We start from the raw sequence: 14778 nt of genomic DNA, 5'->3' as shown, positions 1-14778 counted from the left end.
GTTTAATTTTCTTATGTATCAGGTTGTTGCGTCTGATTTAGACGGTACGCTGCTTTCTCCCGACCATACTCTGTCCCCTTATGCCAAAGAGACGCTGAAGTTATTGACCGCTCGTGGCGTTAACTTCGTGTTTGCGACTGGCCGTCATCATGTTGATGTGGGGCAAATTCGCGATAACCTCGGCATTAAAACCTACATGATCACGTCCAACGGCGCGCGTGTGCATGATTCTGACGGGAATCTGGTGTTTTCGCATAACCTGGATCGCGACATTGCCAGCGACCTGTTTGGCGTAGTGAATGCAAACCCGGACATCGTGACCAACGTTTATCGTGATGATGAGTGGTTTATGAACCGCCATCGCCCGGACGAAATGCGCTTCTTCAAAGAAGCAGTGTTTAACTATTCACTGTTTGAACCTGCGCTACTGGAGCCGGAAGGCGTGAGTAAGGTGTTTTTCACCACCGATTCTCACGAAAGGCTGCTGCCGCTGGAGCAGGCGATTAACGCCCGCTGGGGCGACCGCGTCAACGTCAGTTTCTCTACGCTTACCTGCCTGGAAGTCATGGCTGGCGGCGTATCGAAAGGTCATGCGCTTGAAGCGGTAGCGAAAGCGATGGGCTACAGCCTGAAAGATTGCATCGCTTTTGGCGACGGAATGAACGATGCGGAAATGCTCTCCATGGCAGGTAAAGGCTGCATTATGGGCAATGCTCACCAGCGCCTGAAGGATCTGCATCCGGAACTGGAAGTCATTGGTCTTAATGCCGACGATGCCGTGCCGCATTATCTGCGTGAGCTGTTTTTGCAGTAATGTTTTTGTTCGTTAGTTGACCAGATGTCAACTTAAAACTTCGCTACAATGGGCGTACCTTTTGTTAAGAGACATCCATTGTGGCGTTACTCATCATTACCACAATTCTGTGGGCCTTTTCCTTTAGCCTGTTTGGCGAGTACCTTGCCGGTCATGTCGATAGCTATTTTGCGGTGCTGGTGCGCGTTGGGCTGGCGGCGCTGGTGTTCCTGCCGTTTTTACGTACCCGTGGACATAGCGTAAAAACCATCGCGCTGTATATGCTGGTGGGCGCCATGCAGCTTGGCATTATGTATATGCTGAGTTTTCACGCCTATCTGTACCTGACGGTATCAGAACTGCTGCTCTTTACCGTGCTGACGCCGCTCTACATTACGCTGATTTATGACCTGATGAGCGGACGTCGTCTGCGCTGGAGCTACGCCTTCAGTGCGTTGCTGGCGGTGGTTGGTGCGGGGATCATTCGTTACGATCAGGTGACCAGCCACTTCTGGACCGGCCTGCTGCTGGTGCAGTTGTCCAATATCAGCTTTGCTATTGGCATGGTGGGCTACAAGCGTCTGATGGAAACGCGGCCAATGCCGCAGCACAACGCCTTTGCCTGGTTTTACATGGGGGCCTTTATGGTGGCGGTCGTGGCCTGGTTCATGCTGGGGAATGCGCAGAAAATGCCTGCAACCACGCTACAGTGGGGAATTCTGGTCTTTCTTGGCGTGGCAGCGTCCGGCATTGGTTACTTTATGTGGAACTACGGCGCGACCCAGGTGGATGCGGGGACGCTGGGCATCATGAACAATATGCATGTGCCGGCCGGGCTGCTGGTTAACCTGGCTATCTGGCATCAACAGCCTCACTGGCCAAGCTTCATCATTGGTGCGGCTGTGATAGTGGCTTCACTGTGGGTACATCGAAAGTGGGTCGTTCCGCACTCCGTACAAACGGCAGGTGATCGCAGGCGTGATTCCGCACTGAGCGAATAAACGCTTCCGTGACCGGCTGTCGCTGCTCGCCATCGCGCACGGCGGCGTACAGCCGGCTCCACAATCCATCACCCAGGGTTTTGGTCACCACCAGGCCCTGGCGTTCAAAACTCTCCACCACCCAGTGCGGTAAAGCTGCAATACCCATTCTGGCTGCAACCATCTGAATCAGCAGCAGGGTGTTATCCACGCTCTTCAGCGACGGACTAACGCCCGCAGGCTGCAAGAAATGCCGCCAGACATCCAGTCGACTCCGTTGCACCGGGTAAATAAGCAGCGTCTCACTGGCTAAATCCTCCGGCGTGATCTGCGTCTTGCTGGCCAGCGGATGGTCCGGCGCCAGTACCAGGCGGACTTCAAAATCGAACATCGGCGAGTAGTGCAGTCCGCTACGCGGCAGAATGTCGGATGTCAGCACCAGATCCAGCTCATCCTGCTGTAGCGCTGGTTGCGGATCGAACGTCACGCCGGATTTAAAGTCCATCTCCACCTGCGGCCAGTTGGCACGAAAATTCTCCAGCGCGGGCGTCAGCCATTGAATACAGCTGTGGCATTCAATAGCGATCCGCAGCCGGGTTTGCTGCGGTTCGTTGCAGGCCTGCAGCGCACGACCAATTTGCGGCAACACCTGATTTGCTAACTGCAGCAAAATTTCGCCTTGCGGCGTAAAGCGCAGAGGCTGGCTTTTACGGATAAAAAGTCGAAAGCCAAGGCGCTGTTCCAGATCGCTGAACTGGTGAGAGAGGGCGGATTGGGTCTGATGCAACGTCGCCGCTGCGGCCGCCAGCGAACCACTATTCCGCAACGCCTGGAGCGTTTTCAGGTGTTTAATCTCGATCATGAAAGTCCTTCACTTCGGCATGAACAAATTGCGCTTGAGGAATATACAGTAACTGTCAATTATGGATGTGTAAACATCTGGATGGCTAAAATCCTTCGTCTTTTAAATTTATGGTGCGTTGGCTGCGTTTTTCCACCCCGGTCACTTACTTCAGTAAGCTCCTGGGATGAATAAACTTGCCACCTTCCCTAAATTAAAAATCAATAGGATTTACATATAATTAGAGGAAGAAAAATGACAATACTTAATCACACCCTCGGTTTCCCTCGCGTTGGCCTGCGTCGCGAGCTGAAAAAAGCGCAAGAAAGCTACTGGGCGGGAAATTCTTCCCGTGAAGATTTGCTAACCGTTGGCCGCGAGCTGCGTGCCCGTCACTGGGATCAGCAGAAGCAGGCGGGCGTTGACCTGCTGCCGGTGGGCGATTTTGCCTGGTACGATCACGTGCTGACCACCAGCCTGCTGCTCGGCAACGTTCCGGCTCGTCATCAAAATAAAGACGGCTCGGTCGATATCGATACCTTATTCCGCATTGGCCGTGGCCGCGCACCAACCGGGGAGCCCGCGGCGGCGGCAGAAATGACCAAATGGTTTAACACCAACTATCACTACATGGTGCCAGAGTTTACCAAAGGTCAGCAGTTCAAACTGACCTGGACCCAACTGTTAGATGAAGTGGATGAAGCGTTGGCGCTCGGTCACAAGGTGAAACCTGTGCTGCTGGGACCGGTAACTTACCTGTGGCTGGGGAAAGTGAAGGGCGAACAGTTTGACCGCCTGAGCCTGTTGAACGATATTCTGCCGGTTTACCAGCAGGTGCTGGCTGAGCTGGCGAAACGCGGTATTGAGTGGGTGCAGATTGATGAACCGGCTCTGGTGCTGGAGCTGCCTCAGGTTTGGCTGAACGCCTTCAAACCGGCTTATGACGCGCTGACGGGTCAGGTAAAGCTGCTGCTGACCACCTACTTCGAAGGCGTAACGCCAAACCTGGATACCATTACCGCGCTGCCGGTGCAGGGGCTGCACGTTGACTTCGTGCACGGTAAAGATGATGTGGCCGAGCTGCACAAGCGTCTGCCTGCCGACTGGTTGCTGTCAGCGGGGCTGGTGAACGGTCGCAACGTCTGGCGTGCCGATCTCAGCGAAAAATACGCGCAAATTAAAGATATCGTCGGGAAACGTGACTTGTGGGTAGCTTCTTCCTGCTCCTTGCTGCACAGCCCAATCGATCTCAGCGTGGAAACCCGCCTTGATGCAGAAGTGAAGAGCTGGTTTGCCTTCGCCCTACAAAAATGCGGCGAGCTGGCGCTGCTGCGTGATGCGTTGAACAGCGGTGATACGGCGGCAATTGTGGCGTGGAGCGCACCGATCCAGGCTCGTCGTCACTCTACCCGCGTACACAACGCCGCAGTGGAAAAACGTCTGGCGGCGATCACCGCCCAGGACAGCCAACGTGCCAACGCTTACCCGGTTCGCGCCGAAGCGCAGCGTGCCCGCTTTAATCTGCCGGCATGGCCGACCACCACTATCGGCTCATTCCCGCAAACCACGGAAATTCGCGGCCTGCGTCTGGACTTCAAAAAGGGCAACCTGGATGCCGGTAACTACCGCACCGGTATCGCGGAACATATCAAACAGGCGATTGTTGAACAGGAACGTCTGGGGCTCGACGTGCTGGTGCACGGTGAAGCCGAACGTAACGACATGGTGGAATATTTTGGCGAGCACCTGGACGGATTCGTCTTTACTCAGAATGGTTGGGTGCAGAGCTACGGCTCTCGCTGCGTGAAGCCGCCGGTGGTCATTGGCGATGTTAGCCGCCCGGAAGCGATCACCGTGGAGTGGGCGAAGTATGCCCAGTCGCTGACCGACAAACCGGTAAAAGGCATGTTGACCGGTCCGGTGACCATTCTCTGCTGGTCATTCCCGCGTGAAGACGTGACGCGTGAAACCATCGCTAAGCAGATTGCGCTGGCGCTGCGTGATGAGGTAGCGGATCTGGAAGCGGCGGGTATTGGCATTATCCAGATTGACGAACCGGCACTGCGCGAAGGTCTGCCACTGCGCCGCAGCGACTGGGCGGCGTATCTGGAGTGGGGCGTGGAAGCCTTCCGCATTAACGCGGCGGTGGCGAAGGATGAAACCCAGATCCACACCCACATGTGTTACTGCGAGTTCAACGACATTATGGACTCCATTGCGGCGCTGGACGCGGACGTGATCACCATTGAGACTTCACGCTCTGATATGGAGTTGCTGGAATCGTTTGAAGAGTTCGACTATCCGAACGAAATCGGGCCGGGCGTATACGATATTCACTCGCCGAACGTCCCGAGCGTGGAGTGGATTGAAGCCCTGCTGAAGAAAGCCGAGCAGCGTATTCCGGCCGAGCGTCTGTGGGTCAACCCGGACTGCGGCCTGAAAACGCGCGGCTGGCCGGAAACCCGCGCCGCGCTGGCGAACATGGTCAAAGCCGCGCAGAACCTGCGTCAGGCGTAATTCCGTGCCGGTGGCCGGGAAGCGCAAGCGCTTACCCGGCTTACAGGAAATAGCAAGAGTTGTAGGCCCGGTAAGGTGTAGTCGCCGCCGGGCAATTAACGTTTATTTCTTCCCGCCATATTGTGTGAACCACTCCAGCATTCTCAGCCAGCCATCTTTCGCGGACTCTTCGTGATAGCTCGGACGATAATCGGCGTTAAACGCATGTCCGGCATCGGGATAGACCACGATTTCCGCTTTTGCATTGGCGGCGCGCAGCGCCTGACGCATTGTTTCAACAGTATCTTGCGGAATACTGGTGTCCTGGCCGCCATAAAGTCCCAGAACGGGGGCGTTAAGATCGGTCGCGATATCAACAGGATGTTTCGGTGAGTTGAGGGTTTTATCGCCCACCAGTTTGCCATACCACGCTACCGCCGCTTTTAACTGCGGATTATGAGCTGCATACAGCCAGGTGATGCGTCCACCCCAGCAAAATCCGGTGATCATCAACTGGTGGGCATCTCCTCCGTTACGAGAAGCCCAACTGGCGACGTGATCCAGATCGGCCAATACCTGAGAGTCATGCACTTTGGCGACAAGGCTGCTGAGCAACGTGGGGATATCGGCAAAGTCATTGGGATCGCCTTCACGAAAATAGAGCTCTGGTGCGATAGCCAGATACCCTTCCAGAGCCAGACGGCGGCAAACGTCACGAATGTGTTCATGAATGCCAAAAATCTCCTGCACGACAATGACCACAGGCAGCGGGCCATCGGACTGTTTTGGTCGTGCGTGATACGCTGGCATATCATCGCCTTGTGAAGGTATGGACGTTACACCGGCGATAATGGCGTTATCCGGAGTGTGAACCGTGGTAGACGTCGGTGGAGATACAGCAGGTGCAAAGCCAGATTGTCGTGTTGTCATGGTATTCTCCGTACCCTTAAATATTCAGCCAAAAAGCGCATTGTTAACTATAGACACATGCAACGAACCACATTGCCTTAAACGGTCTATCTTTTGTGCAGGGCTTCCTTACATCGCATCATTTATGTGATTCGGGTCACTATTTTATGGTAATGGAATGCAATTGATTTACATCATAGTGATGACTGTCACGAAAATATGTTCATGCCTTCGGTAAAGTGTGTTTTTGCTTCTTCTGACAAAACCGATTCACAGAGGAGTTTTTATGTCTAAGTCTGATGTTTTTCATCTCGGCCTCACTAAGAACGATTTACAAGGGGCTCAGCTCGCTATCGTCCCTGGCGACCCGGAGCGTGTGGAAAAGATCGCCGCGCTGATGGATAAGCCGGTTAAGCTGGCATCTCATCGCGAGTTCACTACCTGGCGTGCTGAGCTGGATGGTAAAGCCGTGATCGTTTGCTCTACCGGTATCGGCGGTCCGTCAACCTCTATTGCCGTAGAAGAACTGGCACAGCTGGGCATTCGTACCTTCCTGCGTATCGGTACGACTGGCGCCATCCAGCCACATATCAATGTAGGTGATGTACTGGTCACCACAGCGTCTGTCCGTCTGGACGGTGCAAGCCTGCACTTCGCGCCAATGGAATTCCCGGCTGTCGCGGACTTCGAGTGCACCACCGCGCTGGTGGAAGCGGCGAAATCTATAGGCGCCACCACCCACGTAGGCGTTACCGCGTCTTCTGATACCTTCTATCCGGGCCAGGAGCGTTATGACACCTTCTCTGGTCGCGTAGTGAGCCGTTTCAAAGGCTCAATGGAAGAGTGGCAGTCTATGGGCGTCATGAACTACGAAATGGAATCTGCTACGCTGCTCACCATGTGCGCAAGCCAGGGTCTGCGTGCTGGTATGGTCGCGGGGGTTATCGTGAACCGTACTCAGCAAGAGATCCCTAATGCGGAAACGATGAAACAAACAGAAAGCCACGCGGTGAAAATCGTGGTGGAAGCTGCGCGTCGTTTACTGTAATTCTCCCGTCTATTCAAAAAGGCCGACGCGTTCGGCCTTTTTATTTTGCGTAGTGCCTCGCAGGAAATTCCTTTTAAACTGGACGTTTATACAGCACAATTCTATTTTGTGCGGGTAAGTCGTTGCTGTAAGGGGGCGTTGTGGATATTTCAATTATGATGAGTGCCGTGCTGGCGTTAGCCGCAGGGCTGCTGGTGGGATGGCTGGCAACAAAAGCGCATGCCGATCGGATCCGTGCCGACCTCATCGAAGAACGACGCGAACTGGATATTGCGCTAAGCGCCGCCCGCCAGCAGCTCTCACAGGAAGCCCACTGGCGTGACGAGTGCGAACTACTCAATAACGAATTGCGCAGTCTGCACAGCATCAACACCTCTCTGGAAGCCGATCTTCGAGAAGTCACTACCCGACTGGAAGCGACGCAGCAGCATGCGGAAGATAAAATCCGCCAGATGATCAACAGCGAACAGCGTCTGAGCGAACAGTTTGAAAATCTGGCGAACCGTATTTTCGAGCACAGCAACCGTCGTGTAGACGAGCAAAATCGCCAAAGCCTGAACAGCCTGCTTACACCGCTTCGCGAACAACTGGACGGTTTTCGACGCCAGGTTCAGGATAGCTTTGGTAAAGAGGCGCAAGAACGCCATACTCTGGCGCACGAAATTCGTAATCTGCAGCAACTGAACGCGCAGATGGCGCAGGAAGCGGTAAACCTGACGCGGGCATTAAAAGGCGATAACAAAACGCAGGGCAACTGGGGCGAGGTCGTACTCACGCGGGTGCTTGAGGCTTCCGGTCTGCGCGAAGGCTATGAATACGAAACCCAGGTCAGCATTGAGAACGATGCCCGTTCGCGGATGCAGCCAGATGTCATCGTCCGGTTACCGCAGGGCAAAGATGTGGTGATCGACGCGAAAATGACGCTGGTCGCCTATGAACGCTATTTTAATGCAGAAGATGAATACACCCGCGAGAGCGCGTTGCAGGAGCACATCGCCTCGGTACGAAACCATATCCGTCTGCTGGGGCGCAAAGACTATCAGCAGCTTCCTGGGCTGCGCACACTTGACTATGTGCTGATGTTTATCCCCGTTGAGCCTGCTTTTTTACTGGCGCTCGATAGACAGCCTGAACTGATTACCGAAGCCCTTAAAAATAACATTATGCTGGTTAGCCCTACCACGTTGTTGGTGGCATTGCGCACGATTGCCAACTTGTGGCGCTACGAGCATCAGAGTCGTAATGCGCAACAGATTGCCGATCGGGCCAGCAAACTTTATGACAAGATGCGATTGTTTGTGGATGATATGTCGGCAATTGGCCAAAGCCTGGATAAAGCTCAGGATAACTACCGACAGGCGATGAAAAAACTCTCTTCAGGCCGTGGAAACGTCCTGTCGCAGGCAGAAGCGTTTCGCAGTTTAGGCGTGGAAATTAAGCGCGAGATTAATCCTGAACTGGCTGAACAAGCCACTACGCAGGATGAAGAGTACCGCTTGCGTTCGGTCCCTGAAACGCAGCAGGATGAACCTTACCCTGATGATGAAGCGGTAAACCAGCAATCAAACTAGTCCGTTTGGGGTAGTTGAACCGGGCAGAAGGGTAGGGCAAATTGGCCCAATCTGTTACACTTCTTGAACATTTTTTGGATGAGCAGGCACTGAGATGGTGGATAATTCACAAGAAACGACGCACTTTGGCTTTCAGACCGTCGCTAAAGAGCAGAAAGCTGACATGGTGGCCCACGTTTTTCATTCTGTGGCGTCTAAATATGACGTTATGAATGACTTAATGTCATTTGGCATTCATCGTTTGTGGAAGCGCTTCACCATTGACTGCAGTGGCGTGCGTCGCGGGCAAACCGTTCTCGATTTAGCGGGCGGTACGGGCGATCTGACGGCGAAATTCTCTCGCATGGTAGGCGAAACTGGCAAAGTTGTGCTGGCGGATATCAACGACTCAATGCTCAAAATGGGTCGCGAAAAGCTGCGTAATATCGGCGTCGTGGGTAACGTTGAGTACGTTCAGGCGAATGCGGAAGCATTACCTTTCCCAGACAATACGTTTGACTGCATCACCATCTCTTTCGGTCTGCGCAACGTAACGGATAAAGATAAAGCATTACGATCTATGTATCGCGTGTTGAAGCCGGGCGGACGTCTACTGGTGCTAGAGTTCTCCAAGCCGATTATCGAACCGCTGAGCAAAGCCTACGACGCATACTCTTTCCACGTTTTGCCGCGCATTGGTTCTATGGTGGCAAGCGATGCAGACAGTTATCGCTATTTGGCGGAGTCCATCCGCATGCATCCCGATCAGGACACCTTAAAAGCAATGATGCAAGATGCCGGGTTCGAAAGCGTTGATTACTACAACCTGACGGCAGGTGTCGTGGCGCTGCATCGTGGTTACAAGTTCTGACAGGAGATTGGGGATGCCTTTAAAACCCTTAGTGACCGCCGGCGTTGAAAATTTGCTTAACACCTTTCTGTATCGTTCTCCTGCGCTCAAGTCAGCCAGAACGCGTTTACAGAGCAAAGTGCTGCGTGTTGAGCTCAAAGGATTTTCAACACCGTTAGTGCTGGTGTTTAGTGAGCGCCAGGTCGATGTGCTGGGGGCATGGGAAGGCGAAGCCGATTGCACCGTAATCACACATGCCAGCGTGTTACCGAAATTACGCGACCGGCAGCAACTCACCACGCTTATCCGCAGTGGTGAGCTGGAGGTTCAGGGCGATATCCAGGTGGTACAGAATTTTGTCGCGTTGGCCGATCTGGCGGAGTTTGATCCCGCAGAACTGTTAGCACCTTATACCGGCGATATCGTCGCGGAAGGGGTCAGCAAAGTTTTGCGTGGTGGAGCGAAGTTCCTGTGCCACAACATTCAACGCCAGCAGCGCTATGTTGCCGAAGCGATCACCGAAGAGTGGCGTATGGCTCCAGGTCCGCTTGAGGTTGCATGGTTTGCAGAAGAAACGGCAGCCGTTGAGCGTGCGGTCGAATCTCTGGCCAAACGGCTGGAAAAACTGGAGGCCAAATGACGCCAGGTGAAGTACGGCGCCTTTATTTCATCATTCGCACTTTTTTAAGCTACGGTCTTGATGAACTCATCCCCAAATTGCGTATCACGCTGCCGCTCCGGTTGTGGCGTTACACGCTGTTCTGGATGCCCAACCGACATAAAGACAAACCGCTGGGAGAACGGCTGAGACTGGCTTTACAGGAGCTCGGCCCGGTGTGGATCAAGTTCGGGCAAATGCTCTCTACCCGCCGTGATCTTTTCCCGCCGCACATCGCCGATCAGCTAGCGTTATTGCAGGATCGGGTAGCCCCATTCGATGGGCAAAGAGCGAAAGAACAAATCGAAGAGGCGATGGGTGGGCTGCCCGTCGAAGAATGGTTTGATGATTTTGAGATCACTCCGCTGGCATCCGCGTCTATTGCTCAGGTTCACACCGCGCGACTGAAATCGAATGGGAAAGAGGTGGTGATCAAAGTTATCCGCCCGGACATACTGCCGGTAATCAAAGCGGATTTAAAACTGATCTACCGGCTTGCTCGTTGGGTACCTCGCCTGATGCCAGACGGCCGCCGCCTGCGACCAACAGAAGTGGTCCGTGAATATGAAAAAACATTGATTGATGAGCTGAATCTGCTGCGCGAGTCGGCGAACGCGATTCAGCTGCGACGTAATTTTGAAGACAGCCCAATGCTGTACATCCCGGAAGTGTACTCTGACTATTGCAGTCAGAACATGATGGTGATGGAGCGCATTTACGGTATTCCCGTTTCAGATGTCACCTCGCTTGAGAAGAACGGCACCAATATGAAGCTGCTGGCCGAACGCGGTGTTCAGGTCTTCTTTACTCAGGTATTCCGCGACAGCTTTTTCCATGCGGATATGCACCCTGGGAACATTTTCGTGAGTTATGAGCATCCCGAAAACCCGAAATACATTGGTATTGATTGTGGGATTGTGGGTTCTTTAAACAAAGAAGATAAGCGTTATCTTGCTGAAAACTTCATCGCGTTCTTTAACCGCGACTACCGTAAAGTTGCTGAACTGCATGTGGATTCTGGCTGGGTTCCGCCGGATACCAACGTAGAAGAGTTTGAATTTGCCATTCGTACCGTGTGCGAGCCGATTTTCGAAAAACCGCTGGCGGAGATTTCCTTTGGCCATGTGCTGTTAAATCTGTTCAACACAGCGCGCCGATTCAATATGGAAGTTCAGCCTCAACTGGTATTGCTACAGAAGACTCTGCTGTACGTTGAAGGTGTCGGACGACAGCTCTACCCGCAGTTAGATTTGTGGAAAACGGCCAAGCCTTTCCTCGAATCCTGGATCAAAGATCAGGTCGGTATTCCGGCGCTTGTTAGGGCATTTAAAGAAAAAGCACCGTTCTGGGTCGAAAAAATGCCAGAAATACCTGAACTGGTGTATGACAGTTTGCGCCAGGGCAAATATTTACAGCACAGTGTTGATAAGATTGCCCGCGAGCTTCACGCGAATCATGTACGTCAGGGACAATCCCGTTATTTATTGGGCATTGGTGCAACATTATTGCTCAGTGGAACATTCCTGCTGGTAAGCCGTCCTGAGTGGGGGCTTATGCCGGGCTGGTTAATGGCCGGCGGTGTCTTAGCCTGGTTGATCGGCTGGCGCAAAATGCGCTGAATTTTTCATCGCCCTAGGCAGGTCGTGTAACGTATACTACGGCCTTATTAATTCATCATCTATGACAGAGGAACATGTATGGGTGGTATCAGTATTTGGCAGTTGTTGATCATTGCCGTCATCGTTGTACTGCTATTTGGCACCAAGAAACTCGGCTCCATCGGTTCCGATCTTGGCGCGTCGATTAAAGGCTTCAAAAAAGCAATGGGTGATGATGAGCCAAAGCAAGATAAAACCAGCCAGGACGCTGATTTTACTGCTAAATCCATTACCGATAAGCAGGGCGAAGTGAAAAAAGAAGACGCCAAAAGCCAAGATAAAGAGCAGGTATAATCCGTGTTTGATATCGGTTTTAGCGAACTGTTATTGGTGTTCGTGATCGGCCTCATCGTCCTGGGGCCGCAACGTTTACCTGTAGCGGTAAAAACGGTTGCTGGCTGGGTTCGTGCTTTGCGTTCCCTGGCAACTACTGTTCAGAATGAACTGACCCAGGAGCTTAAGCTTCAGGAGTTTCAGGACAGCCTGAAGAAAGTAGAGAAAGCGAGCCTGACAAATCTGACCCCGGAGTTGAAAGCCTCAATGGATGAGCTGCGTGAAGCGGCAGAGTCGATGAAGCGTTCTTACAGTGTGCACGATCCTGAGAAAGAGAGCGATGAAGCGCACACTATCCATAATCCGGTGGTGAAAGAAGCTGAAGCGCAGCGAGAAGGGGTCACCCCTGCTGCCGCTGAAAACCAGGCCAGTTCGCCGGAGCAAAAACCGGAATCCACGGGTGCTAAAACGCCAGAGCCAACGGAAAACACTTCCGCTACGTTAATGGATGCAGAAAAGAAAGCTGTCGCACCTGTTGCCGAATCCTCCCCCTCGTCGAGTGATAAACCGTAAACATGGCTGTAGAAGATACCCAACCGCTCATCACGCATCTTATTGAGCTGCGTAAGCGACTCCTGAACTGCATCATTGCGGTAATCGTGATCTTTCTGGCGTTGGTTTACTTTGCCAACGACATTTACCATATGGTCGCGGCGCCGTTGATTAAACAGATGCCGCAGGGTGCAACGATGATCGCCACCGATGTGGCTTCGCCGTTCTTTACCCCAATCAAGTTGACCTTCATGGTATCGCTGATCCTGTCAGCGCCAGTGATCCTCTACCAGGTGTGGGCATTTATTGCGCCAGCGTTGTATAAACATGAACGTCGTCTGGTTGTTCCGCTGCTGGTCTCCAGTTCGTTGTTGTTCTACATCGGCATGGCATTCGCCTATTTTGTTGTCTTCCCGTTAGCGTTTGGTTTTCTGGCCAACACGGCTCCGCAAGGCGTGCAGGTATCAACGGACATTGCCAGCTATCTCAGCTTTGTAATGGCGCTATTTATGGCTTTCGGTGTCTCTTTTGAGGTGCCTGTCGCCATCGTGCTGCTATGCTGGATGGGCATTACGACGCCAGATGATTTACGCAAAAAACGTCCTTATGTTGTGGTGGGTGCTTTTGTCGTCGGGATGCTACTGACTCCGCCAGACGTCTTCTCGCAAACGTTGTTGGCGATACCGATGTACTGCCTGTTCGAGGTGGGTGTTTTCTTCTCTCGTTTCTATGTCGGTAAGCGACGTACGCGAGATGAGGACAACGAGGCTGAAGAAGCAAAAGAAGCCGAAGCCACCGAGAAAACTGAAGAATAAATTCAACCGCCCGTCAGGGCGGTTTTCATATGGGAGGAAGCATGTTTGATATTGGCGTTAATTTAACCAGTTCACAATTTGCGAAAGACCGGGATGAGGTCGTGGCGCGCGCCTTTGCTGCGGGCGTAAACGGTATGCTTCTGACCGGCACAAACCTTCACGAAAGCCAGCAGGCGTTAAAGCTGGCGCAGCATTATCCGCAGTGCTGGTCCACGGCTGGCGTGCACCCGCATGACAGCAGCCAATGGCAATCCTCAACGGAAGACGAGATTATCACGCTGGCAAACCAGTCGAAGGTAGTCGCTATTGGTGAGTGCGGCCTGGATTTCAATCGCAATTTCTCCACGCCGCAGGAGCAGGAACGTGCTTTTGAAGCGCAACTACGCATTGCTGCTGAACTGCAGATGCCGATTTTCATGCATTGTCGGGATGCGCATGCGCGTTTTCTGACGTTGCTGGAGCCGTGGCTGGACAGCCTCCCAGGCGCGGTGCTGCACTGTTTCACTGGTTCGCGCCAGGAGATGCAGGACTGCGTGGACCGAGGGCTTTATATCGGTATCACCGGGTGGGTCTGTGATGAACGCCGGGGGATGGAACTGCGGGAGCTGCTGCCGTTTATTCCGGTGGAAAGACTGCTGATAGAAACCGATGCACCTTATCTACTCCCTCGCGACTTAACGCCTAAACCGACGTCACGTCGCAATGAACCGGCGCACCTGCCGCATATTCTTGAGCGAATTGCTCACTGGCGTGGGGAAGATCCTCAATGGCTGTCAGCAACCATTGATACCAACGTCAGAACGCTGTTCGAAGTGACCTTCTAAACGACTTATATTTTTCGAAAACCGGTATTTTTCACGCTCTGCTTAATCTCTTTATTCAAGAGGTTAAGCAGCAGCATGGAACGCGCTTCGCCATCCGGTTCAGTGAAGATCGCTTTCAGTCCCTCAAACGCCCCTTCAGTAATAATCACGCTGTCCCCTGGCTGAGGGGTTTGCGGGTCAACAATACCTTCAGGCTTGTAGATAGAAAGCTGGTGAATTACGGGGGATGGGACGGTCGCAGGCGTCGCTCCAAAACGAACGAAATGGCTGACACCACGTGTGGCGTTGATCGTGGTGGTGTGGATCACTTCCGGGTCGAACTCGACAAACATGTAATTAGGGAATAGTGGTTCACTGACTGTGGTACGTTTACCGCGCACCATTTTTTCCAGGGTGATCATAGGCGTCAGGCAGTTCACCGCCTGTCTTTCCAGGTGTTCCTGGGCTCGCTGAAGTTGCCCACGTTTGCAGTACAGTAAATACCAGGATTGCATAATAACTCTTATTCGCTTGTTCTGAGCGCTAGCATAG

The 14778-nt window shown here is 53.0% G+C and carries 15 protein-coding genes; 12 read left to right on the top strand and 3 right to left on the bottom strand.

Annotated elements, in window-relative coordinates; genetic code table 11:
- The first annotated feature begins 13 nt into the window (after positions 1-13).
- Positions 14-814 (top strand): sugar/pyridoxal phosphate phosphatase YigL, encoded by an 801-nt coding sequence (gene yigL / locus HV311_RS24535; RefSeq protein ID WP_008787091.1) that lies wholly within the window; start codon positions 14-16, stop codon positions 812-814.
- Positions 815-894: 80 nt separating this feature from the next.
- Complete coding sequence (locus tag HV311_RS24530; RefSeq protein ID WP_047358745.1) at positions 895-1794, top strand: carboxylate/amino acid/amine transporter; 900 nt, start codon at positions 895-897, stop codon at positions 1792-1794.
- Here the strand turns inward: HV311_RS24530 and metR are convergent.
- A complete protein-coding gene (metR, locus tag HV311_RS24525) occupies positions 1682-2635 on the bottom strand; it encodes an HTH-type transcriptional regulator MetR (protein WP_191220564.1) in 954 nt (317 codons plus the stop codon). The genes HV311_RS24530 and metR overlap by 113 nt on opposite strands.
- A gap of 234 nt (positions 2636-2869) precedes the next feature.
- Here metR and metE point away from each other — a divergent pair, with 234 nt between their 5' ends.
- The gene (gene metE / locus HV311_RS24520) at positions 2870-5131 is read left to right on the top strand and encodes a 5-methyltetrahydropteroyltriglutamate--homocysteine S-methyltransferase (protein ID WP_047499558.1); all 2262 of its coding nucleotides are present in this window, start codon (positions 2870-2872) and stop codon (positions 5129-5131) included.
- Between the two features lie 102 nt (positions 5132-5233).
- On the opposite strand, the gene HV311_RS24515 is transcribed toward metE, so the two are convergent.
- The gene (locus tag HV311_RS24515) at positions 5234-6040 is read right to left on the bottom strand and encodes a dienelactone hydrolase family protein (protein ID WP_191220563.1); all 807 of its coding nucleotides are present in this window, start codon (positions 6038-6040) and stop codon (positions 5234-5236) included.
- Positions 6041-6305: 265 nt separating this feature from the next.
- Between HV311_RS24515 and udp the strand changes: the two genes are divergently transcribed.
- The 9 genes from udp (at position 6306) to tatD (ending at position 14247) form a co-directional block, all read left to right on the top strand.
- On the top strand, positions 6306-7067 hold the full coding sequence (gene udp / locus HV311_RS24510) for a uridine phosphorylase (RefSeq protein WP_006686084.1): 762 nt from the start codon (positions 6306-6308) through the stop codon (positions 7065-7067).
- Positions 7068-7207: 140 nt separating this feature from the next.
- Complete coding sequence (gene rmuC / locus HV311_RS24505) at positions 7208-8638, top strand: DNA recombination protein RmuC (RefSeq protein ID WP_019078423.1); 1431 nt, start codon at positions 7208-7210, stop codon at positions 8636-8638.
- 94 nt (positions 8639-8732) lie between these two features.
- Positions 8733-9488: a bifunctional demethylmenaquinone methyltransferase/2-methoxy-6-polyprenyl-1,4-benzoquinol methylase UbiE gene (gene ubiE / locus HV311_RS24500; protein WP_003017897.1), complete on the top strand. Its 756-nt coding sequence runs from the start codon at positions 8733-8735 to the stop codon at positions 9486-9488.
- A gap of 13 nt (positions 9489-9501) precedes the next feature.
- The gene (gene ubiJ, locus HV311_RS24495; RefSeq protein ID WP_080860406.1) at positions 9502-10107 is read left to right on the top strand and encodes a ubiquinone biosynthesis protein UbiJ; all 606 of its coding nucleotides are present in this window, start codon (positions 9502-9504) and stop codon (positions 10105-10107) included.
- Complete coding sequence (gene ubiB / locus HV311_RS24490; protein ID WP_191220562.1) at positions 10104-11744, top strand: ubiquinone biosynthesis regulatory protein kinase UbiB; 1641 nt, start codon at positions 10104-10106, stop codon at positions 11742-11744. Before ubiJ ends, ubiB begins: the two co-directional genes overlap by 4 nt.
- A 78-nt stretch (positions 11745-11822) precedes the next feature.
- Positions 11823-12077 carry a Sec-independent protein translocase subunit TatA gene (tatA, locus tag HV311_RS24485; protein WP_003017888.1) on the top strand — a complete coding sequence of 85 codons (255 nt, stop codon included), beginning with the start codon at positions 11823-11825 and terminating at the stop codon, positions 12075-12077.
- A gap of 3 nt (positions 12078-12080) precedes the next feature.
- Positions 12081-12629, top strand: a complete 549-nt coding sequence (tatB, locus tag HV311_RS24480; protein ID WP_016155141.1) for a Sec-independent protein translocase protein TatB — start codon at positions 12081-12083, stop codon at positions 12627-12629.
- Between the two features lie 2 nt (positions 12630-12631).
- Positions 12632-13423, top strand: a complete 792-nt coding sequence (gene tatC, locus HV311_RS24475; protein ID WP_016155142.1) for a Sec-independent protein translocase subunit TatC — start codon at positions 12632-12634, stop codon at positions 13421-13423.
- Positions 13424-13464: 41 nt separating this feature from the next.
- Positions 13465-14247 (top strand): 3'-5' ssDNA/RNA exonuclease TatD, encoded by a 783-nt coding sequence (tatD, locus tag HV311_RS24470; protein WP_191220561.1) that lies wholly within the window; start codon positions 13465-13467, stop codon positions 14245-14247.
- Between the two features lie 5 nt (positions 14248-14252).
- Here tatD and rfaH read toward each other — a convergent pair whose 3' ends face one another.
- Positions 14253-14741, bottom strand: a complete 489-nt coding sequence (gene rfaH, locus HV311_RS24465; RefSeq protein WP_047358740.1) for a transcription/translation regulatory transformer protein RfaH — start codon at positions 14739-14741, stop codon at positions 14253-14255.
- Positions 14742-14778: the final 37 nt, after the last annotated feature.

Source organism: Citrobacter sp. RHBSTW-00881, from assembly GCF_013728515.1.
GTDB lineage: Bacteria > Pseudomonadota > Gammaproteobacteria > Enterobacterales > Enterobacteriaceae > Citrobacter > Citrobacter braakii.
This window is presented reverse-complemented; position numbering and strand designations above follow the sequence as displayed.